The sequence below is a fragment of the Psychroserpens burtonensis DSM 12212 genome, from assembly GCF_000425305.1.
Taxonomy (GTDB): Bacteria; Bacteroidota; Bacteroidia; order Flavobacteriales; family Flavobacteriaceae; genus Psychroserpens; species Psychroserpens burtonensis.
Map to the genome: position 1 here is coordinate 1 of NZ_AUDE01000023.1, position 19,982 is coordinate 19,982.

Genomic DNA, 19,982 nt, shown 5'->3' on the forward strand with positions numbered 1-19,982 from the left:
TTGAGCGTGTTCTGGAATATAACTACCAGCTGTACTTCCTCTACTTGGCGTGTTTCTTTTTAACTCTCTTGATACTGTACTTTTATTGACACCAATAATTATTGCTATTTGTGTAATAGTAATTCCTGTCTCTAATAATGCAGAGATTTGATACCTTTGTGACAAGGTCAATTGTTTATAATGTTTCATTCAAAACGAATATAAATATTGAGCCTAAAATAGATGGGGCTAGCCCCATCTATTTTAAATATTCGTGTTGCACTTATAACTTGAACTTAGAAGTTGATAACTTATTATTTAAAATAGTTTTCGAGCTACTTTTTATAATTTAATTACTTTTCATATACATACTGATTTAATAGTTTTTGTTGGTCTTGTTTTATGCGATGATTAATTACAGCTAATTGAAGCTAAAGTGATCATGACGACGTAAAACTCAATAGCTTCTCCATTATCGTCAACCTCAGGGATTTCATTAATTCTTACATATACGGTTTGATTAACGTCAATATTATTATAAACGTCATTAGAAAGTATGGCATTTGTTTCTAGTTGAGCATCTTCTATTGTGTTATAAAACACTATTGGAAACTCGTCATCTAATTCTAGCGTGTCATAAATACACTCAGAATAGTCATCTAGTATGAACTCCGAAATCCCTTCGTCTTCGATAAGTTCACATTCTTCAAAAATGAAGTTACCACAATCTTCGAAATCGGCATCGCATCTACGGTGTAGTAGAAGTTCTCGGTTGTCATTGGTTAATAATAGTGAGTTTTCGTCTAGGTATATAACTTTCCAGTCAAAGTTGAAAAATTCTCCGATTTCAGCGGCGTTAATAAGACTTATATTGATATGTAATTCATCCTCTATAATTAAGGGTGACCAGGATCCAAATAAAAGTTCTTCACCAACACTTAACGTGGTAAAACCATCATTCTCGTAAAAATAACCTCCTAAATAGGGATTCTCATAATTATAACTGTAACCGATTTTTAATGCACAGCTTTGAATGAACGCATTGCATTCTACTAATTCTTCTTCGTTAAGGCAGTTGCCAATAGCCACTTTTAGTTCTTCTTTTGTGGTTATAATAAGTTCTTCGCCTGATTCTAAAGTACCCTTGATTGGGAAGCTTATGCTGATAGAATAGTCTATATCTAAATTGTCAAGAAGCGTGCTAAATTGTTCGTCATTTACAATGAAATTTGTGGATACATAAGCATCAGTATCATCAAAGATGAAAAGAGTTAACGGATAAATAAAATCAATACATGCGATGCTTTCGTCTGGTCGATCTTCGTCGTTTGTGATGTCTTTAATGTTATCATATAAATCTGAATCGGACCTTATAACTTCCACAGTACTAATATCGAGAACAGCAGAAAGCTTGTCATCTTGATCATATGAACAAGAGTTTAAAAAGAGAAGTATAGCTAAAAGTGAAAATTTATAGAAGTTCATAACGGACTGTTTCTTAATAGACTCTTAAATCTTTAAAAGGTTGCGTCGATATATAAATAATTTTTAAAATTCATTCAATATTTTAAACTTGAGTTGTAGTTATTAATAATGCTATCAGTCACTTTACTGAAATTAAAAATAACGAACTTAATGTTAGGCTTATATCTTAGTTCCTATAAGATATAAAAAAACCTCAAACAGAATTGCTTCCATTTGAGGTTTATAATTAGGATTAAAAGAAATTAATCTTCCTTTTTATCTTCTCTAGGTTTGCGATCATCAGTACGATTATCACGACCTCTATTGTCACGAGAACCTCTGTTATCACGTCCACTAGAACGTTTATCATCTCTTGGTGGTCTTGCTACATAACCTTCTGGTTTTGGTAAGATGGCCTTACGAGATACTTTTTCTTTACGTGTTCTTGGATCTTGTCCAAAATACTTCACATCAAAAACATCTCCCATGTTGACAACATCAGATACATTTTCTGTACGTTCCCAAGCCAATTCACTTACGTGTAATAAAACTTCGTTTCCTGGAGCATCCATATATTCTACAACGGCGCCAAAATCTAACATCTTGATTACTTTTACTTCGTAAACGCTGCCAACTGTAGGTTTAAATAAGATCGCATCTATTTTTGCCATTACAGCATCGATACCAACGCGTCCTACACCTAAAATTTCAACAATACCTTCTTCGGTTACCGGATCCTCGTTAATCACGATCGTCGTGTCAGTTTCCTTTTGCATTTCTTGAATCACTTTTCCACCAGGTCCAATTAAGGCTCCAATAAATTCGTTAGGAACACGTCTTGTCACCATTGTAGGTGCATGTTCTTTAACATCTGCATTTGGTGTAGCAATTGTATCTGTTAATTTCTCTAAGATATGTAAACGACCATTACGAGCTTGTTTTAATGCATTCACTAAAATCTCATATGATAATCCTTTTACCTTAATATCCATTTGGCAAGCTGTGATCCCATCTGCAGTACCAGTCACTTTAAAATCCATATCTCCTAAATGATCTTCATCACCTAAAATATCAGATAATACAGCATACTTTCCAGACTCTGCATCAGAAATTAATCCCATTGCGATACCAGAAACTGGTCTTATCATCTGCACACCTGCATCCATTAAAGCCATAGTTCCAGCACAGACAGTTGCCATAGAAGAAGAACCGTTAGATTCTAAAACTTCAGATACTACACGTACTGTGTAAGGACAATCTTTAGGGATCATTCCTTTTAAACCACGTTGCGCTAAATTACCATGTCCAACTTCTCTACGAGAGGTTCCACGAATTGGTCTTGCTTCTCCAGTACAAAAAGGAGGGAAGTTATAATGTAAATAGAAATTTTCTTCACCTTCGTAAGATGGCATATCTATTTTATTCGCGTCTCTTGACGTACCTAAAGTAACTGTTGCTAAAGCTTGAGTTTCTCCACGTGTAAAGATTGAAGAACCATGTGTTGATGGTAAATAATCTACTTCACACCAGATAGGTCTAATCTCATCAGTCTTACGGCCATCTAAACGTAAACCTTCATTTAAGGTTAAATCTCTAATGGCAGCTTTTTCCGCTTTGCGGTAATAATCAGAAACTAAACCACCATAGTCTGCTAATTCTTCTTCAGAAAACGTTGCCTTAATATCTGCTTTAATTTCAGCAAATGCAGCACTTCTTTCGTGTTTAGCCGATCCAGCTTTTGCTATAGCATATACTTTATCATATGCCATATCATGAACCTTCTGTTCTAAAGCTTCATCTGTTTTTTCTCCGTCATATTCACGAACTTCTTTCTTTCCGAATGCTTCAGCTAATCTTAACTGAGCAGCACATTGTAATTTAATAGCTTCATGTGCAAACTTAATGGCATCAGCCATTTCGTCTTCAGAAATCTCATCCATTTCACCTTCTACCATCATTACAGAATCAGCACTTGCTCCAATCATCATATCGATGTCAGACTCTGCTAGTTGTGCTCTGGTTGGGTTGATAACAAATTCACCATTTACACGACCAACTCTTGCTTCAGAAATTGCGCATTCAAAAGGGAAATCTGATAATTGAATAGCTGCCGAAGCTGCTAATCCAGCCATTGCATCTGGCATAACGTTTTCGTCATGAGACATTAATTGTATCATTACTTGCGTTTCTGCAGTATAATCTTTTGGGAATAATGGACGTAATACTCTGTCTACTAAACGCATCGTTAATACTTCACCATCACTCGGTCTTGCTTCTCTTTTGAAGAAACCACCAGGATAACGACCTGCAGCTGCAAATTTCTCTCTGTAATCTACCGTTAACGGTAAAAAACCAAGATCTTTTTGTTCGTAATTGGAAACAACTGTACATAACATCATACATTTTCCTGATGTAACAACAACAGAACCGTGTGCCTGTTTTGCTAATTTTCCGGTTTCGATGGTAATTTCTCTACCATCTCCAAGGTCTATGACCTCTTTAAATACTTTTGGAATCATAAATTTTTTAAATTCTAATTAAACAATGGTCGTTGCGTTGTTGTAGTTGTTGTGTGACCAATGAAAAACTGTTTGTCCTGAATTAATTTCAGGGTCTAGCTTCTTATTTACGATTGTTATACTCTATCGTAAGAGTTATATTTTTTTGGGCGTTACCCTGAAGGGTCGGGCTTTCACCGCTCGCTCCTCCTAAAGTTGGGAGCTCAAACATACTGTTCAATCCCTAACGCAAACAAAAAACCACGCTAATAAGCGTGGTTTTTGTATTGAGATTATTTTCTTAAACCTAATTCTTTAACTATCGCACGATATCTTAGGACATCTTTCTTAGTTAAGTAATCTAGTAAGCTTCTTCTCTTACCTACTAACATAACTAATGAACGTTCTGTATTGTAATCTTTACGATTGTTTTTTAAATGAGCAGTTAAGTGCTCAATTCTTTGCGTAAATAATGCAATTTGTCCTTCTGCAGTACCAGTATCGTTTTTCCCTTTACCGTGTTTTGCGAATAATTCTTGTTTTTCTTCTTTTGATAAATACATGCTAATATTATTGTAAATGATTTTTATGTACGTTGAAAGTCATTCTTTCAAGCTGCAAATATACTAATTTTTAATGATTTGTATCTATTTACAATGTTGGTTTTGTTTTTTTTACACAGAAAATTAAACGTTTTCATTTTAGGATAGTCTTAACTTCATATTAACATCAAAAATTAAATTATGAATTATCTAAATCATGAACTCAATGATCACAATAAAAGGGATGTGAGTAAAGTAATTACAAAATTAATGTTCTCCTTAGTCGTTTTAGGTTTGACATTTGCAAGTTGTAGCAAGGATGACACTGTTGCGCAAGAAGAACAAAATGAAGATATTTCAGAGGTAAGGCTTTCTTCTGAAATTGATAAAGCTGCGAGCGTAGTAGGAGATCTTATTATTGATGCTTACGAAGGGCAGGAGCTTAGTGATTCTAATCGACTCGCTGAAGATCAATTACGTAATGGATTACCAGATTGCGTTACAATTACAGTTGTAGCACAACAAGGCTTTAGAGAAGTAACGGTTGATTTTGGAACAGCAGGATGCGTCGTGAATGGACACGTATTTAAAGGTCAAATCGTATTCTCTTACACTAGAAATCCTGATGCACAACACGTTTTAATTACTTATGATTTAGTTGATTTTTTCTTTGATGCTAAAAACATCATAGGAAGTAAAACGTTGTTGAAAGAATGGTCAAATGATGATGGTAATCCGCAATTTACGCACACCTTAGAGTTGACTGTTATTTGGCCTAACGGAACACAAGCGAGTAGAGAAGGGCTAAAGATTAGAGAATGGGTTGAAGGTTTTGGTAGCGGAGTTTTTAGTGATAACGTATTTGAAGTCACGGGAAATTGGTCAACGACCTTTATTAATGGGAATACGCATTCTTATCAGGTCATAACACCTTTACGTCGCGAAATGATATGTGATTATGTTGTAAGCGGAAGTGTGGATGTGGAGCGTACAAATTTTGGAGGAACGTTTGATTATGGAAATGGAAATTGTGATAATCAAGCAACGTTTACTTTTAATAATGGAACTGAGATTGAAGTAATTTTAAATTAAATTAAGTATTGATTTTTAGTCAATTAAAAAGCGAGCCGTATGGCTCGCTTTTTTTATGCTCTTAAAGGTTGATTTGTAATCAAATCGATATACAAATTCACTTTGCTTTTTAAATTCTTTCGATGCGTTATAAAATCTAAGAACCCATGTTCTAATAAAAACTCAGAGGTTTGAAACCCTTCTGGTAATTCTTGACCAGTGGTATCTTTTACAACACGAGGTCCAGCAAAACCAATTAATGCGCCAGGTTCTGCAATATTAATATCTCCCAACATAGCAAATGATGCTGTTGTGCCACCTGTTGTTGGGTCTGTAGCCAATGAAATATAAGGAATTCCCGCATCTGCAAGTTGTGCTAATCTAACAGAGGTTTTTGCGAGTTGCATTAAAGATAATGCTGCCTCCATCATACGAGCGCCTCCAGATTTTGAGATGATCATAAACGGAATTTTATTGTCAAGCGAGTGTTTAGCTGCACGAGCAATTTTCTCCCCAACAACACTTCCCATTGAACCTCCAATAAAAGCGAAATCCATACAAGCAATGACTAAATCTTCACCCTTAGATTTTCCAACAGCAGTTTTAACAGCATCTTTTAGATTTGTTTTTTCCTGTGCGGCTTTTAAACGGTCTGGATATTTTTTAGTATCCTCAAATTTTAAAGGGTCTTTAGATGTCAATCCGGCATCTAATTCTGTGTATTTATTATCATCAAATAGAATTTCGAAATATTCTTTACTTCCAATTCTAACATGATAGCCATCTTCTGGACTGACATAAAAGTTTTGTTCTAATTCTTTCGTGTCAATTATTTTACCTGTTGGAGATTTATACCACAGCCCTTTGGGTGTGTCTTTTTTCTCTTCGGTTGAGGTTTGTATTCCTTTATCTTTCCTTTTGAACCAAGACATTAAAAATGATTTTAATTAGTAGTTAGTGGTGCAAAGTTATAAAGTATTTACATTATTAAGGTCTTCAAATGCCTTTTTTAAACGTTCAACAAATGATTGTTCTCCTTTTCTTAACCAAACTCTAGGGTCATAGTACTTTTTATTTGGGACAGTATCACCATCTGGGTTTCCAATTTGTTGCTTTAAATAGGCTTCTTTTTCTCCCATATAATCTCGAATACCACTCATAAATGCATATTGCATATCCGTATCAATATTCATTTTAATAACTCCGTAACCAATAGCTTCTCTAATCTCTTCTACTGTAGAGCCAGATCCGCCGTGAAAAACAAAATCAATATGATTATGTGGTAAATTATGCTTTTGAGACAAAAACTCTTGAGAATTTTTAAGAATTTTTGGTGTTAATTTTACGTTTCCAGGTTTGTAAACACCGTGTACATTTCCAAAGGCAGCAGCAATTGTGAATTGATTACTTACTTTGCTCAATTCTTCATAGGCATAGGCAACTTCTTCTGGTTGTGTGTATAATTTTGAATCATCAACATCTGTATTATCTACACCGTCTTCTTCGCCACCAGTGATTCCTAATTCTATTTCTAAGGTCATCCCCATTTTGCTCATGCGCTCAAGGTATGTTTTGCAAATCGCGATATTTTCTTCAATTGGTTCTTCAGAAAGATCAATCATATGAGAACTGTAAAGTGACTTACCAGTTTCTTTGAAATGCTGCTCACTTGCATCTAATAAACCATCAATCCATGGTAATAATTTTTTTGAGCAGTGATCTGTATGTAAAATTACTGGAACACCATAAGCTTCTGCCATTAAGTGGACATGCTTAGCACCTGCAATACTTCCTGCAATTGCTGCTTTCTGGTGTTCGTTACTTAATCCTTTTCCTGCGTTAAATTGTCCACCACCATTAGAAAATTGAATGATTACTGGAGCATTTAAAGCTGCTGCGGTTTCTAGAACACCATTTATGGTATTAGAACCAATAACATTTACTGCTGGCAAAGCAAATCCTTTTTCTTTTGCTAAATTAAAAATCGCTTGAACTTCTTTTCCTGTAGCTACTCCTGGTTTTATGTTGTGACCCATGATTGTTTTTAGTTAAATGTTAAGTTTCAAAAATACATAAATTTTGAATAATTTTAATGGTTTTTACGAGTTTCATGGCATAGATATTTACGCAAACGTTATCGTTTCTGAAGAAAAAAAAGGGAGAAAAGATACTATTAAAAAGGATAGTTGACTCCAATGTTGTAAACGGCATTGTTAAAGTTGTACTCTTTAAACCAACGATCGCCAAGTGCTCTAGAAGGGTCGTAAGTTTTGAAACCTATATCACCTCTTAATACGAAGAAACTAAAGTCATATCGAATACCGAAACCAGAACCTACAGCAATATCTTTTAAAGAGTCAAAACCACCAAAGGTTGCAGCCTCATCATCTACGTTGTCAAAAACATTCCAAATGTTTCCTGCATCAACAAAAAAGGCGCCATTAAAACGTCCTAATAAATTGAAACGTTGCTCTGCACTCAATGTGATCTTTAAATTGGCCTCATTAAATTCATTGGTAGTTAATGAACTTCCTGGGCCTAAATTATAGGCGCTCCATGCTCTAATATCATTTGGTCCACCAGCAAAGAAACTTTTTGCAAATGGGATGTTATCTGAGTTGCCGTAAGGTATTGCAATCCCAAAATAAGTTCGAATTGCAAACTCGTTTTTTCTTCCCAGATCCCAATGTTTTACGTAGTCAATTTCTGCTTTTACAAACTGAGAGAATGGTACGTCAAAAACTTCATATTTACCGTCTTGATTTTTAGTAAGATCTAAAACGTTTGAGAGGTTAGATAGTAAATTTCCAGCAAGTTCTAAACGTAATTTAAGGATAGAGAAGTTTTTATCAAATAAGTTTTCTCGTCTATTTTTTACATAATTGAAACTAGAGGAGAAAATGAGGTTGTCTTCGGTAAGACGTTCTTTACGTTGCTTAATATTGTTAACGGTAATGAAGTCATCATCGGCTGTTGTAATTGAGGTGTTGCCAATAACCACCTCATTTATAAATTGATCTGCAGGATTAAAAGAGCCTCCTTCACTTGCAGGATCTCTCAGGGTTTCATCTGGACCTATAAATCCAATATTTTGTGCTATCGTATTTAATCTTTCAAACGAGTTTTGATACACGCCAAAATAGTTGGCTGTATTAAGGTTTTTTACAAACTGTACATTCAATAAATCAACATTATTAGTTACTTTTTTTGAAGGGTACCAGTTGTAGTTTAAAGTTCCTGTTAATGCTTGTTTATCTAATCCAATATTTCGTTGACTGGTTGCGCTTAAATTGATTCGTGTACTAGGTGACATGTACTTAGGAACAATTTTTTCTGTTTTAAAGGGGAGAAAAAACCGAGGAATACTCAACCTAATATTTCCACCAATTTCATTAATATCAAAAAATTGATCATTACTGTTAGAGGCATCTTTAGAAGACCCAATGGCACCAAGCCCAGAAATTTCTAAAGTTTCTGCGCCTCTAAAGATATTTCTAATCAATAAACCAGTATTAAAGGCAAAACCTACGGTTTGTATATTACTTTGTGATATTTCAAAACTTGTTGTAAGCTCAAATTTTTTCTTCGGCACAAGGTATACGTTCGCAATCAAGGTCGAGTCTTGTTCATTAGGGACGTAATCAATTCGCGGATATTTAAAAGCTTGTAATTCGCTTAAATAGCGATAAGTTCTGGTTCTATCGATATCTTTAAAGATGTTTCCTTTTGTAATAAACATGGCATCTGTAATCGCTTTAGGCCTGAATTTTAATTTATTGTAACTGTATATATTATAGTTTTTAAAGTTTACAGAGTCTGTTATTGTTGAATCTCGGTATTCATTTTTATAATCTGTAAAAATATTAACATCCTTTATTTTATACCTTTTAAAAGGGACACGAGCTACTGAATCTTCATTTCTTATGGCTCTATCAGCAATGATTAAATCTGTATTAATTTTTTTATTAGTTCCCACAGTATCAATGTCAAAGGTGATGTAGTCTTGTCCAAAATAATAAAAACCAGAATTTCTAAGCTGTGTTGTTAATCGGTCTCGTTCACTAGCGTAATTGGCTTCATTATACTGCTGACCTTTTGAGATTAAAGAGCCTATCTTTAATTTAGAATTGTACAATGAATCTATAATTGGAGTCTTTATGTTAGATTTAATTGAATCTAAAATATAAGGGTTTCCAGTAGTAACATTGTAGGTGACTTTTGCTCTTTGTGAGCTGTCTTTTTCGGTATTAAAAGACGTTTTTACATCAAACCAACCCTTACTGAAATAATATTTTTTAAGTGCTAAGGCTGTTTTTTCTGCTCTAGTTTCATTGTAGATTGCAGGCGCTTCTCCAGTTTTTATGAGCCAACTATTGAGATTTTTTCTAGATTGGAGTTCTCTATAAAACTGTTTTTCTGAAAGTAATTTTGTTTTCCAAGCAACTTTTCTAGGGTTATCCAATACGTTTGCTTTTAAAATAGAATCGATATTTGGTCTTGCCAAATTGTAGATGTGAACACGTAATGGAGTGCCTAAAAGAGTACCGTTCGGTTTTTGGTATTGAAGGTTGTCAACAGTCTCAGTGGTGTTTTTCTGGTCATTAACCAAAACGGTATTACTTATCAATAAATGCTCATCTTTTTTAACACGCTTCATGACATCGCACGAGAATATCGTGCATATCAAACTAAAGATTAATAGTCTTAAACCGTTATATTTCAAAAGAGAGAATGTTTGCATTTAAAATCAATTCAAATTTACAGTTTAAATACTATTTACCAATTGAATTGAAAGTAATAAATCTATGACGTCTTCAATTAATTTATGGGATGTTGTTTTCATAAGTGAATAGGATAACAAATAATAGACCAAAAAAGTATTACTTTGTGTTTTCGTTAAAATCACAAAAATTATAAGCTATTTTATGTTAACCAAAAGCCACATAAAGTTAATTACGAGTTTACATCAGAAAAAGTTTAGACAACAAGAACAACTATTCGTGGTAGAAGGAATAAAAGGCGTTAAGGAGTTTTTGAATTCAGAATTTAAGTTACATCTATTATTTTCTACGGATGCTATTTTTGACGCTGAGACGATACTGGTATCTGAAAAAGAATTACAAAAAATTAGTGGTCTAAAATCTCCCAACACTGCAGTGGCTATTTTTAATATTCCGACCATTCTACCGAATGCTCAGGAGAAAAAAAACAGTGAGTCCAACGGATTAATTGTAGCACTAGATGATGTTCGTGATCCAGGAAACTTAGGGACGATAATCAGACTTTGCGATTGGTTTGGCATTAAGAACTTAGTGTGTAGCAATGCAACAGTAGATTGTTATAACTCTAAAGTTGTACAAGCAACAATGGGGTCGTTAGCACGAGTTGATGTTCAATATACAGATTTGGAAACTTATATTAAGGATTATAATCATGACGTTTTTGGCACATTCATGGATGGACATGAAATATATTCTCAAAACTTACCAGATTGCGGTATGATTGTAATGGGAAATGAAGCAAATGGAATTTCAGAATCTATTGAGAAATTGATAACTAAAAAGCTAAGTGTCCCGAAATTTGGTGATTTAAAAGCTACCGAAAGTTTAAATGTAGCCACTGCAACTGCTATTATTTTGAGTGAGTTTAAACGGTCGTAAACAGGTACAGTCTGTAGTCTCAGTTTTAGAGGGAAATAATATAGCGTTTGAATGATATTCAGGGAGATTTGTGTCTCTTAAAATCTACAATATTGAGTCGTTTTCATAGTCGTAAGTCATTAGGGGTTTTAATGAATATTAACGTTACGGAATCAATCAGAAGGGCTTTAGTTACATCAGTAAGTGCTGAAAACTTCTTTTATTGAAACGTAAAATTTAAGAAGACACCACGGGTTTTCATTGTAGTAACATTTCCAGTCCATGGGCTATTTGGATCTTCATCTCTAACTAATTCATCATTAAGTGCAAAAACACCACGAATAGACGGTGTGAATTTAAAATACTGATTATAGAAATCGATTCCAAAGCCTAGTTCATAAAACAAAACGTTTTTCTTGGTTCTAAATTGACCTGCGGCATTATCATCTGGATTTTCCTCGTTACTGGATAAATTAAGAGCAGCAGAAACACCACCAATAATAAAAGGTTTAAAGTTATTAAATCGTTTGGTCGATACTTTTAATAATAAAGGAAAATGAACATATGTTGATTTTACTTCACGCATTAAATCAGAACTGTTAGGTTCTAAACCCTCAAAATAAACAGGATCATATTGTAAATTTCTGGTCGTAATAAATAAACCGGGTTCAAAGCGTAAATCCAGATGATCGTTAAGCCTCAGGTTAGAGACTAAACCAACACTAAAACCGGTACTGGTTTCTACCAAGATATCTGGTTGATCTTGTTCGTAAGTAAATTGATAATCATAACTATTTAACCCAAGGTAAAAACCCCATGACAGTCTTTGCTTATCAAAATTTTCAATATTTTTTATTTTTTCCCTAGTAAATAATTGTGCTGAGGCACTTAGAGATATAAAAAACAGTATTAAAATTATAAGTACTCTTTTCATGTGTTTATAGGTATTGTTTTCAACGGTCACATGCTGTTTGCTATTAATCATTTTCTTGGGTGATAATGCGTTCAACTTGCTCGTTTCATAAATATGATGATAATGACTTGTAAACACGTTACGCTTTAGACGCTGTATAAATTGAAGCGACACCTAAAGTTTGTGGTTGGTCTTGCACGTTAGTAAACCCAATTTTACGTAAAATATTGTTTAAAACCTCACCATAAGGAAAAACAGATGCAGATTCTTGTAAATAGGTATAAGCAGATTGGTCTTTAGAAAAGAGTTTTCCTATCGTAGACATCACATACTTCGTATAGAATTTATAACCCTGTTTGAATGGCGTTTTGGTAGGTACAGAGGTTTCAAGAATGACAAATGTCCCCTTTGGTTTTAAAACTCTAAGAATTTCGGCTAGTCCTTTATCTAATGTTTCAAAATTTCTAACACCAAAAGCTACAGTTATGGCATCAAAGCTATTGTCTTCAAATGGTAAATTTTCAGAATCACCAACAACCATAATGATAAGCTTATCTAAATTTTTATTTTTAATCTTTTTTCTACCGACTTCTAACATGCCATTACTAATATCTAATCCAATAATTTCTTTGGCATTAGTTTTAGCTAAGCTAATGGCTAAATCGCCTGTTCCAGTGGCGATATCCAAAATACGCTCTGGATTGGTTTTTGAGACAATAGCAACCACTTTATTTCGCCATTTGATATCAATACCAAAAGATATAACACGGTTTAAACCATCGTATTCTTTTGAGATGTTATCAAACATTTGAGCGACTTGTTGCTTCTTATTCAAATCACTATCCTTGTATGGAGTTACTTTTGAGGACATTTCTTTTTTTTGCAAATATACTCAAATCTAATAGTATTAAATAATCTAAGCTCTAATTTACAAAAGCATTAATGCCATAATAATGATGTATATTTGTATGTTTTTTTGAATAAAATTCCCATGAAAATAATTATTGCTGGAGCAGGAGAAGTTGGATTTCATTTAGCCAAACTATTATCATACGAGTCGCAAGAGATTACCTTAATAGATACCGATAAAAACAGTTTAGCTTATGCAAGTGATCACCTAGATATTAGAGTCATTAAAGGTGATGTGACTTCAATTGCTATTTTGAGGGAAGCGAGAATTGATACGGCAGCGTTATTTATTGCTGTGACGTCCTCGGAAACTACAAATATTACAGCGTGTGTACTTGCCAAGCAATTAGGAGCTAAAAAAACGATTGCTAGAATATCAAATTCAGAGTTTTTAGATGAAGAGGATGATGTAGGGTTTACCAAGTTTGGTATTGACGAATTGATCTCACCAGAAAATTTAGCAGCAGCAGAAATAGAATTACTGCTCAATCAATACGGTTTTAATGATACCTATGAGTTTGAAGAAGGAAAGTTAACCATGTTGAGTTTGCGCTTATCTAGAACAGCTAGTTTTGTTGGTAAAACTGTTAGAGCAGCTGCAGAAGTGTTTCCAGAATTACATTTTGTACCTATTGCTATTCAACGTTTTGGAACACAATATACAATCATACCAAGAGGTGATACCGAGTTTAAAGAAGGTGATAAGGTTGTTTTTATGACATCGAAAGGTGGAGATGAAGAACTGTTTGAGCTTTCAGGTAAGGTAAAAGCCGAGCTTAAAAATATTATGATTTTAGGCGGAAGTAAAATAGGCTATAAAACAGCCAAAGACCTCTGTGAAAGCAAATTTAAAGTAAAACTTATAGAAAGTAATAGTGAAGTTGCTTTTGAATGTGCAGATGATTTACCAAATGCACTAGTTATTAATGGTGATGGACGTAATGTTGAATTGCTTGATGAAGAAAACATTTCAGATATGGATGCCTTTATATCAGTTACAGGGAATTCTGAAACTAATATCATGTCCTGCCTAGTAGCAAAATCTAAAGGTGTTAAGAAAACAATAGCACTCGTTGAGAATATGGATTATTACCAGTTATCACAATCTATTGGTATCGATACTTTAATCAATAAAAAACTACTTGCAGCCAATAATATATTTAGATATATAAGACGAGGAGAGGTAGTCGCAATGACTAAACTCACCAATATGAATGCTGAGCTGCTAGAATTTGAAGTGAATTCAAAATCAAAAATCACACAAAAGAAAATTAAAGATTTAGAATTTCCACGTTCAGCTATTATTGGAGGAGTCATTCGAGATGATATTGGACTTATTCCTTTAGGAGATTTTAAAATTGAAATGGGAGACAAAGTCGTAGTATGTTGTTTGCCTAGGTCGATAAGTCAGGTAGAACGCTTCTTTTTCTAATTACAAAACATGAAACAGTCATTCTATACTTTAAAGGACAAAGCCTTTGTTTTTTTAATGCTCCATGTGAACATCACAAAAGATAATACGAACACATGAAACTTAACTATAAAATCATTTTTCATTTCTTCGGTTTACTCTGTCTTTTCAATGGTGGTTTTATGCTATTGTCTACAATTATAAGTCTTATTTATAAAGACGGAGTCACTCTAGAGCTGCTTATTGCAGGACTCCTCGTTTTAGTTTTGGGTGGCGCTTTGATGTTTTTTACAAAAGAACACAAGAAGGAACTTAACAAAAGAGACGGTTATATTGTAGTGGCTTTTGGTTGGATTGTCATGGCCTTGAGTGGTACACTTCCCTATGTCATTACAGGAGCAATACCAGATTTTACAAATGCATTTTTTGAAACTATGTCGGGTTATACAACGACAGGAGCAAGTATTTTAAATGATATAGAAGCGATCCCAAAAGGGGTCTTATTTTGGCGTAGTATGACGCATTGGATTGGTGGAATGGGAATTATTGTTCTCGCAATCGCTATTTTGCCATTGTTGGGTATTGGAGGTATGCAGCTTTTCGCTGCCGAAGCGCCTGGCCCAAATGCCGATAAATTACATCCAAGAATTACAGATACAGCAAAACGTCTTTGGCTCATCTATTTTGGTTATACCGCTGCCGAAACTATTTTGTTGCAAGTTGCAGGAATGTCCTTTTTTGATGCTATAAATCATTCTCTATGTACGTTATCAACAGGAGGGTTTTCTACAAAAAATGCTAGTGTTGCCTATTGGAATGGTCAGCCTGTAATACAATACATCATTATTGTATTCATGTTTCTAGCGGGAACAAATTTTGTATTGAGCTATTTTGCTTTCAAAGGCAAAATTCAAAAAGCAATATTTGATGAAGAGTTTAAATTGTATTTTAAATTTATAGCACTTTTTACTCTTATCGCGGCATTCATTATCTATTTTAGAGCAGATTTTTCTATATCGTCTATTGATCACCCTATGGTTTTTGGAAAAGCCGAAGCGTCTTTTAGACATGCGTTGTTTCAAGTGATTGCCATTATTACAACGACTGGTTTTGTGACTGCAGATTATACCTTATGGACGCCGTTTTTGGTAGTTTTCTTTTTTGGGTTGATGTTTTTGGGAGGCTCCGCAGGTAGTACTTCTGGTGGTGTAAAAGTCGTACGCCATATGATCATGATAAAAAATAGTTTTTTAGAGTTTAAACGTGCATTACATCCCAATGCTATTCTCCCTGTTCGTTATAATAAAAAAGCAGTTTCAGGAGATATTGTATTTAATATTCTAGGCTTTTTCATCCTCTATATGTTGGCCTTTATCGTTGGTGCATTGGTGTTTTCTATGATGCAAATAGATTTTGAATCTGCAGTGGGTTTATCTGCTTCAAGTTTAGGAAATGTCGGTCCTGCGTTGGGTAATTTTGGGCCAGTAAATAATTATGCAGAGTTGCCAGCTTTAGGGAAATGGTGGGCTTCATTTTTAATGCTGATTGGTCGTTTGGAATTGTTTACAGTTTTGATCTTATTGACACCTTTTTTCTGGAGAAACCGATAATATAAGAGTTAAAGCATATAATAAGCTCAATACACCTTGCTTTTAAAGTTATCATTTTGTTTTTGCATAGCTAAAATTATGCTTTGAATTTTCGGCTTGTTCTAACCTATGGATAATTCAATTTCTGTGGATAAGATTAGAGCTGTCAACGCGGATATCTCAAAATAGTTTATAAATATTTTTTCTTCGGAAATATTAATATCCACGGGTGTTTCGAGAGTTTTACGTTGGTTTTTAACGGTTTACAAATGAAGTGTATTGTAACATTTTATTCGACTGCACGTCTTATTAGTGTAATCAATTAAATCAAATAATCATGGAATTAGTAGTAACATCACAAAAATTAGAGCCGTCACCCATACTTAGATTAGAAACCGAATTTGTTAGACCAGAGGGTTTATTAAACTCTCATTATAAGTCGGTTGTAAATTATAATATACACCACACAAATACAACATCAATCTTTGGTATTAAGCAACTCTTAAAAAGCAGACAATATCAATTTACTTCAAGTATTGAAACTCTCTTAAAATTGTCTGTGTTCGCAACAGTATTGGCGTTTATCTTATAACTCCAAAAATGTAAAAAGCTATTGGCGTTAATTCGTTTCTGTTTCGAGTAATTGAAACATAATTCTAATTTACAGTAGTGATGTCAAACTTCATATAGGATAAACTATTATTACAAGATCTTTTAACTGATACTACTGAGCATTTACTCATATTATCTTTTACATTTTATTCAAGACGTTGTCGGCGTACTTAGGTGTGTGCGGTTTGATATACTTTAATTTTGACAGTTGGATTGCTGGAAGATATTTTAGTGTAAATAAAGATATTATGGGAATTTCATCAATGAATGCTACAGTTGGTAATAATAGAAGTTTATTAAATAATGGAAAACGCGTTCCGTTTACTAAAATGAATAGAGGATTTCGTAAAGAATTAAGTTATAAGCCTTATGTAATGCCAATGGTTTCCCCTCATATTTTGAGACGTATTAGAATAAAAATTCGAAGAGAAAATAGAAGATACCTTATAAAGCAAATAAATATAGGAGGGTAAGGAGCAATGATGACCATGATTAATTCTTTAAAGAATAATAATCGAAGGAGAAAGAATCACTCAGCTTTTAATAAGGATAAGTCTAGACGCTATAGCAAAGAAAGACCTTATGGTTTTCCTGAAGCGACAGCAGAAGCTTTGGAAAAGATCAAATCAAATATGATTAGAGAGCAAAAGGCGGATTGTATTAAGACTATTTTGATATTTATTTGCATCGTCGTGTTAATTTTAATTATTATAATTTAAAAATATATGCGTTTAGGAGAATCCATGATACGCTTATTAAAGAGTAATAATAGTATTAAACTCGATAAGTCTTCGAGGTTTATAAAAAACTCTTGGAGATTATGAAAAGAGTAGAAAACCAGAATTTGATTTCCCTAAGGCAAGTCCAGAAGTATTGGAACAAATACGATTGAAATCAAAAAAGGATTATAAAAGAATTCAGATTGTTTTTCTGTCTTTTTTATAATCCTTGTTATTATAGCTGTTTGTATGGTATTTTATTTGGATACTCCTTAGCTCACAGCGTCTTTAATTCGTTTAATTGCTTCAATAATCTGCTCTTGTGACGCTGCATAAGATATTCTTATACAATCTGGGTTTCCAAAAGCCACTCCAGTTACTGTAGCAACATTTGCATGCTCTAATAAAAACAACGAGAAATCTGTGGCATTTTCAATGTTATGTCCTTTTAAGACTTTTCCGAAGAAAAAAGAAATATTAGGAAATACGTAAAATGCGCCTTCTGGAACATTGGTTTTAAAGCCTTCAACTTCTTCTAGTAATCCAAGGATTAATTCCCGTCTTACTTTAAACTCGTCAACCATAAATTGTATGCGAGATGGCGACTCATTTAGAGCCGTAATCACCGCACGTTGAGCGATACAGTTTGCTCCACTCGTGATTTGGCCTTGCATCTTGGTACAGGCTCTTGCTATATATTCTGGAGCTCCAATGTAACCAATTCTCCAACCAGTCATAGAGAATGCTTTTGAGACACCATTTACGGTTACAGTTCTATCAAACATATCATCAAATTGTGCCATACTTGCATGACTACCAATAAAATTGATATGCTCATAAATTTCATCTGAAATAACTATAATGTTTGGGTAGTTTTGAAGCACATCTGCTAATGCTCTTAATTCTTCGGTACTATAAACTGATCCACTTGGATTACAAGGTGAGCTGTACCAAATCATTTTAGTTTTTGGCGTGATTGCTGCTTCTAATTGCTGAGGTGTCAATTTAAAATCGTTTTCTATTGACGTTTTTACTTCAACAGGAACACCTTCATTAAGTTGAACGATGTCACTATAACTCACCCAGTATGGACAAGGTAAAATAACTTCATCTCCTGTATTGATTAAAACCGCAGCGATATTTGCTAACGATTGTTTTGCGCCTGTAGATACTACGATTTGAGAAGGCTTATAACTGAGATTATTATCTCTTTTGAATTTAGTAATTATTGCATCTTTCAATTCTCCATAACCATCAACAGGTGTGTATGAATTGTAGTTGTCGTTTACAGCTTGTATTGCTGCATCTTTGATATAGTCTGGTATGTTAAAATCGGGCTCACCCAAACTTAAACCAATAATATCTTTTCCTTCTGCTTTTAGCTCTCTTGTTTTAGCTGCCATAGCTAAAGTAGCAGACGTGGACATGTTTAAAACTCTTTCTGAAAGTAGGCTCATTGTGATTACTTATTTTTAAACTACAAATTACATTAAGCGATACTTGGCTTTCTGCCTAATTCTTTTAATTGCTGATAATGTTCAGAAATAGCAATCCAAATAGAATTGTACTCGTTGTAAGGTAAACTAAATTCATGAGCAGTTTCTCTTACTATTTTGGCTATATTCTTATAGTGAACATGACTTATATTTGAGAATAAATGGTGTTCAACTTGTCTATTTAAGCCTCCCGTATAAAACTCGATAATCCAACTTTTAGGAGAGAAATTAGATGTCGTAAATAATTGGTGAATGGCCCAAGTATTTTTCATTGTTCCATTTTCATCAGGCATAGGCATTTCAGTATTTGGCATTACGTGTGCTAGTTGAAAGACGACGCTTAGAATAATTCCAGCGGTGTAATGCATAATTAGAAATCCTATTAAAACTTGCCACCAAGCATAACCTAAAACGATAGGCAAGACCACCCAAATGGAATAATATAATATCTTACCAATAATTAACTTCGTCCATTGTGCAGTAGGATTAGGGAAATCACCATAAGATAATTTTCTTTTAAGATAGGTATAGGTTTGTTTGAAATCTGTCGTAATGGCCCAGTTAACAGTTAATAAACCATACAGTAAAAACGCATAATATTTTTGATATTGATGTATTCTCAACCATTTTGAATGTTTCGAAAACCGAATTATTCTCCCAGCATCAATATCTTCATCATGTCCCTGGATATTGGTGTATGTATGGTGTAACACATTGTGTTGTACTTTCCAATTATAGTCATTACCAGCCAATATGTGTATGCTACTTCCCATTAGTCTATTAACCCATTTTTTACTAGAAAAAGAGCCATGGTTTGCATCATGCATGACATTCATGCCTACGCCTGCCATTCCAATACCAATAACCATCATGCATATAATCTGTAACCAAGTTGGTAGATCAACGGTCAATAGTAACACTAATGGCCCAAGAAGTAATGAGAACATTATTATTGCTTTTATGTACAGCTTCCAGTTTCCTGTTTTTTTTATGTTATTTTCTTTGAAATAGCCATTAACGCGCGTGTTTAGCGTTCTAAAGAATTTAGCAGAGTCTGTTCTAGAAAAGGTTAAGGTTTGTTTAATCATGCTATTAATTTTTTGATACAAGGTGAAAAATCACATGTTTCTATTTTAGCAA

Annotated in this window: 17 protein-coding genes; 6 read left to right on the forward strand and 11 right to left on the reverse strand. The window is 33.9% G+C overall.

Annotation, left to right across the window (positions count from 1 at the left end):
- From H593_RS18970 to rpsO, 4 genes are all read right to left on the reverse strand, one after another.
- The coding region (locus tag H593_RS18970; protein ID WP_037052093.1) for a helix-turn-helix domain-containing protein at positions 1-189 on the reverse strand (189 nt) is incomplete at its 3' end.
- A gap of 201 nt (positions 190-390) precedes the next feature.
- On the reverse strand, positions 391-1,464 hold the full coding sequence (locus H593_RS0110735) for a hypothetical protein (protein WP_028872455.1): 1,074 nt from the start codon (positions 1,462-1,464) through the stop codon (positions 391-393).
- A gap of 242 nt (positions 1,465-1,706) precedes the next feature.
- Positions 1,707-3,962 carry a polyribonucleotide nucleotidyltransferase gene (locus H593_RS0110740; protein ID WP_028872456.1) on the reverse strand — a complete coding sequence of 752 codons (2,256 nt, stop codon included), beginning with the start codon at positions 3,960-3,962 and terminating at the stop codon, positions 1,707-1,709.
- A 272-nt stretch (positions 3,963-4,234) separates the two neighbouring features.
- Positions 4,235-4,504 (reverse strand): 30S ribosomal protein S15, encoded by a 270-nt coding sequence (rpsO, locus tag H593_RS0110750; RefSeq protein WP_028872457.1) that lies wholly within the window; start codon positions 4,502-4,504, stop codon positions 4,235-4,237.
- Between the two features lie 180 nt (positions 4,505-4,684).
- Between rpsO and H593_RS0110755 the strand changes: the two genes are divergently transcribed.
- Positions 4,685-5,575, forward strand: a complete 891-nt coding sequence (locus tag H593_RS0110755; RefSeq protein WP_028872458.1) for a hypothetical protein — start codon at positions 4,685-4,687, stop codon at positions 5,573-5,575.
- Between the two features lie 53 nt (positions 5,576-5,628).
- Here the strand turns inward: H593_RS0110755 and accD are convergent, their stop codons facing one another.
- The 3 genes from accD to tamL form a co-directional block, all read right to left on the reverse strand.
- Positions 5,629-6,486, reverse strand: a complete 858-nt coding sequence (gene accD / locus H593_RS0110760) for an acetyl-CoA carboxylase, carboxyltransferase subunit beta (protein ID WP_028872459.1) — start codon at positions 6,484-6,486, stop codon at positions 5,629-5,631.
- Between the two features lie 36 nt (positions 6,487-6,522).
- Positions 6,523-7,590 carry a class II fructose-bisphosphate aldolase gene (gene fbaA / locus H593_RS0110765; RefSeq protein WP_028872460.1) on the reverse strand — a complete coding sequence of 356 codons (1,068 nt, stop codon included), beginning with the start codon at positions 7,588-7,590 and terminating at the stop codon, positions 6,523-6,525.
- Between the two features lie 137 nt (positions 7,591-7,727).
- Complete coding sequence (gene tamL, locus H593_RS0110775; RefSeq protein ID WP_051229703.1) at positions 7,728-10,295, reverse strand: translocation and assembly module lipoprotein TamL; 2,568 nt, start codon at positions 10,293-10,295, stop codon at positions 7,728-7,730.
- 184 nt (positions 10,296-10,479) lie between these two features.
- On the opposite strand from tamL, the gene H593_RS0110780 reads away from it, so the two are divergent.
- Positions 10,480-11,214 (forward strand): TrmH family RNA methyltransferase, encoded by a 735-nt coding sequence (locus H593_RS0110780; protein WP_028872462.1) that lies wholly within the window; start codon positions 10,480-10,482, stop codon positions 11,212-11,214.
- A 199-nt stretch (positions 11,215-11,413) separates the two neighbouring features.
- Here H593_RS0110780 and porT read toward each other — a convergent pair whose 3' ends face one another.
- The gene (gene porT / locus H593_RS0110785; protein WP_028872463.1) at positions 11,414-12,127 is read right to left on the reverse strand and encodes a type IX secretion/gliding motility protein PorT/SprT; all 714 of its coding nucleotides are present in this window, start codon (positions 12,125-12,127) and stop codon (positions 11,414-11,416) included.
- Between the two features lie 118 nt (positions 12,128-12,245).
- On the reverse strand, positions 12,246-12,977 hold the full coding sequence (gene ubiE / locus H593_RS0110790; RefSeq protein WP_028872464.1) for a bifunctional demethylmenaquinone methyltransferase/2-methoxy-6-polyprenyl-1,4-benzoquinol methylase UbiE: 732 nt from the start codon (positions 12,975-12,977) through the stop codon (positions 12,246-12,248).
- 120 nt (positions 12,978-13,097) lie between these two features.
- Between ubiE and trkA the strand changes: the two genes are divergently transcribed.
- The 4 genes from trkA (at position 13,098) to H593_RS0110810 (ending at position 17,100) form a co-directional block, all read left to right on the forward strand.
- Positions 13,098-14,447 carry a Trk system potassium transporter TrkA gene (gene trkA / locus H593_RS0110795; RefSeq protein ID WP_028872465.1) on the forward strand — a complete coding sequence of 450 codons (1,350 nt, stop codon included), beginning with the start codon at positions 13,098-13,100 and terminating at the stop codon, positions 14,445-14,447.
- Between the two features lie 95 nt (positions 14,448-14,542).
- Positions 14,543-16,036, forward strand: a complete 1,494-nt coding sequence (locus H593_RS0110800) for a TrkH family potassium uptake protein (RefSeq protein WP_028872466.1) — start codon at positions 14,543-14,545, stop codon at positions 16,034-16,036.
- Between the two features lie 316 nt (positions 16,037-16,352).
- On the forward strand, positions 16,353-16,607 hold the full coding sequence (locus H593_RS0110805; protein WP_028872467.1) for a hypothetical protein: 255 nt from the start codon (positions 16,353-16,355) through the stop codon (positions 16,605-16,607).
- A gap of 268 nt (positions 16,608-16,875) precedes the next feature.
- Positions 16,876-17,100: a hypothetical protein gene (locus H593_RS0110810; RefSeq protein ID WP_157588826.1), complete on the forward strand. Its 225-nt coding sequence runs from the start codon at positions 16,876-16,878 to the stop codon at positions 17,098-17,100.
- 518 nt (positions 17,101-17,618) lie between these two features.
- Here the strand turns inward: H593_RS0110810 and H593_RS0110820 are convergent.
- Both H593_RS0110820 and H593_RS0110825 read right to left on the reverse strand, forming a co-directional pair.
- Positions 17,619-18,803, reverse strand: coding sequence for a pyridoxal phosphate-dependent aminotransferase (locus H593_RS0110820; RefSeq protein ID WP_028872470.1), 1,185 nt, complete (start codon positions 18,801-18,803; stop codon positions 17,619-17,621).
- Between the two features lie 32 nt (positions 18,804-18,835).
- Entirely contained in the window at positions 18,836-19,930 is a 1,095-nt protein-coding gene (locus H593_RS0110825) for a fatty acid desaturase family protein (protein ID WP_028872471.1), read from the reverse strand.
- Positions 19,931-19,982 lie beyond the last annotated feature (52 nt).

Excerpts from the sequence above, each read along its gene's own strand:
- fbaA (WP_028872460.1), bottom strand. The coding sequence starts at position 7,590 with ATGGGTCACAACATAAAACCAGGAGTAGCTACAGGAAAAGAAGTTCAA.
- H593_RS0110820 (WP_028872470.1), bottom strand. The coding sequence starts at position 18,803 with ATGAGCCTACTTTCAGAAAGAGTTTTAAACATGTCCACGTCTGCTACT.
- trkA (WP_028872465.1), top strand. The coding sequence starts at position 13,098 with ATGAAAATAATTATTGCTGGAGCAGGAGAAGTTGGATTTCATTTAGCC.
- H593_RS0110800 (WP_028872466.1), top strand. The coding sequence starts at position 14,543 with ATGAAACTTAACTATAAAATCATTTTTCATTTCTTCGGTTTACTCTGT.
- accD (WP_028872459.1), bottom strand. The coding sequence starts at position 6,486 with ATGTCTTGGTTCAAAAGGAAAGATAAAGGAATACAAACCTCAACCGAA.
- H593_RS0110825 (WP_028872471.1), bottom strand. The coding sequence starts at position 19,930 with ATGATTAAACAAACCTTAACCTTTTCTAGAACAGACTCTGCTAAATTC.
- H593_RS0110735 (WP_028872455.1), bottom strand. The coding sequence starts at position 1,464 with ATGAACTTCTATAAATTTTCACTTTTAGCTATACTTCTCTTTTTAAAC.
- tamL (WP_051229703.1), bottom strand. The coding sequence starts at position 10,295 with ATGCAAACATTCTCTCTTTTGAAATATAACGGTTTAAGACTATTAATC.
- rpsO (WP_028872457.1), bottom strand. The coding sequence starts at position 4,504 with ATGTATTTATCAAAAGAAGAAAAACAAGAATTATTCGCAAAACACGGT.
- H593_RS0110780 (WP_028872462.1), top strand. The coding sequence starts at position 10,480 with ATGTTAACCAAAAGCCACATAAAGTTAATTACGAGTTTACATCAGAAA.
- H593_RS0110755 (WP_028872458.1), top strand. The coding sequence starts at position 4,685 with ATGAATTATCTAAATCATGAACTCAATGATCACAATAAAAGGGATGTG.
- H593_RS0110740 (WP_028872456.1), bottom strand. The coding sequence starts at position 3,962 with ATGATTCCAAAAGTATTTAAAGAGGTCATAGACCTTGGAGATGGTAGA.
- H593_RS0110805 (WP_028872467.1), top strand. The coding sequence starts at position 16,353 with ATGGAATTAGTAGTAACATCACAAAAATTAGAGCCGTCACCCATACTT.
- ubiE (WP_028872464.1), bottom strand. The coding sequence starts at position 12,977 with ATGTCCTCAAAAGTAACTCCATACAAGGATAGTGATTTGAATAAGAAG.
- porT (WP_028872463.1), bottom strand. The coding sequence starts at position 12,127 with ATGAAAAGAGTACTTATAATTTTAATACTGTTTTTTATATCTCTAAGT.
- H593_RS0110810 (WP_157588826.1), top strand. The coding sequence starts at position 16,876 with ATGGGAATTTCATCAATGAATGCTACAGTTGGTAATAATAGAAGTTTA.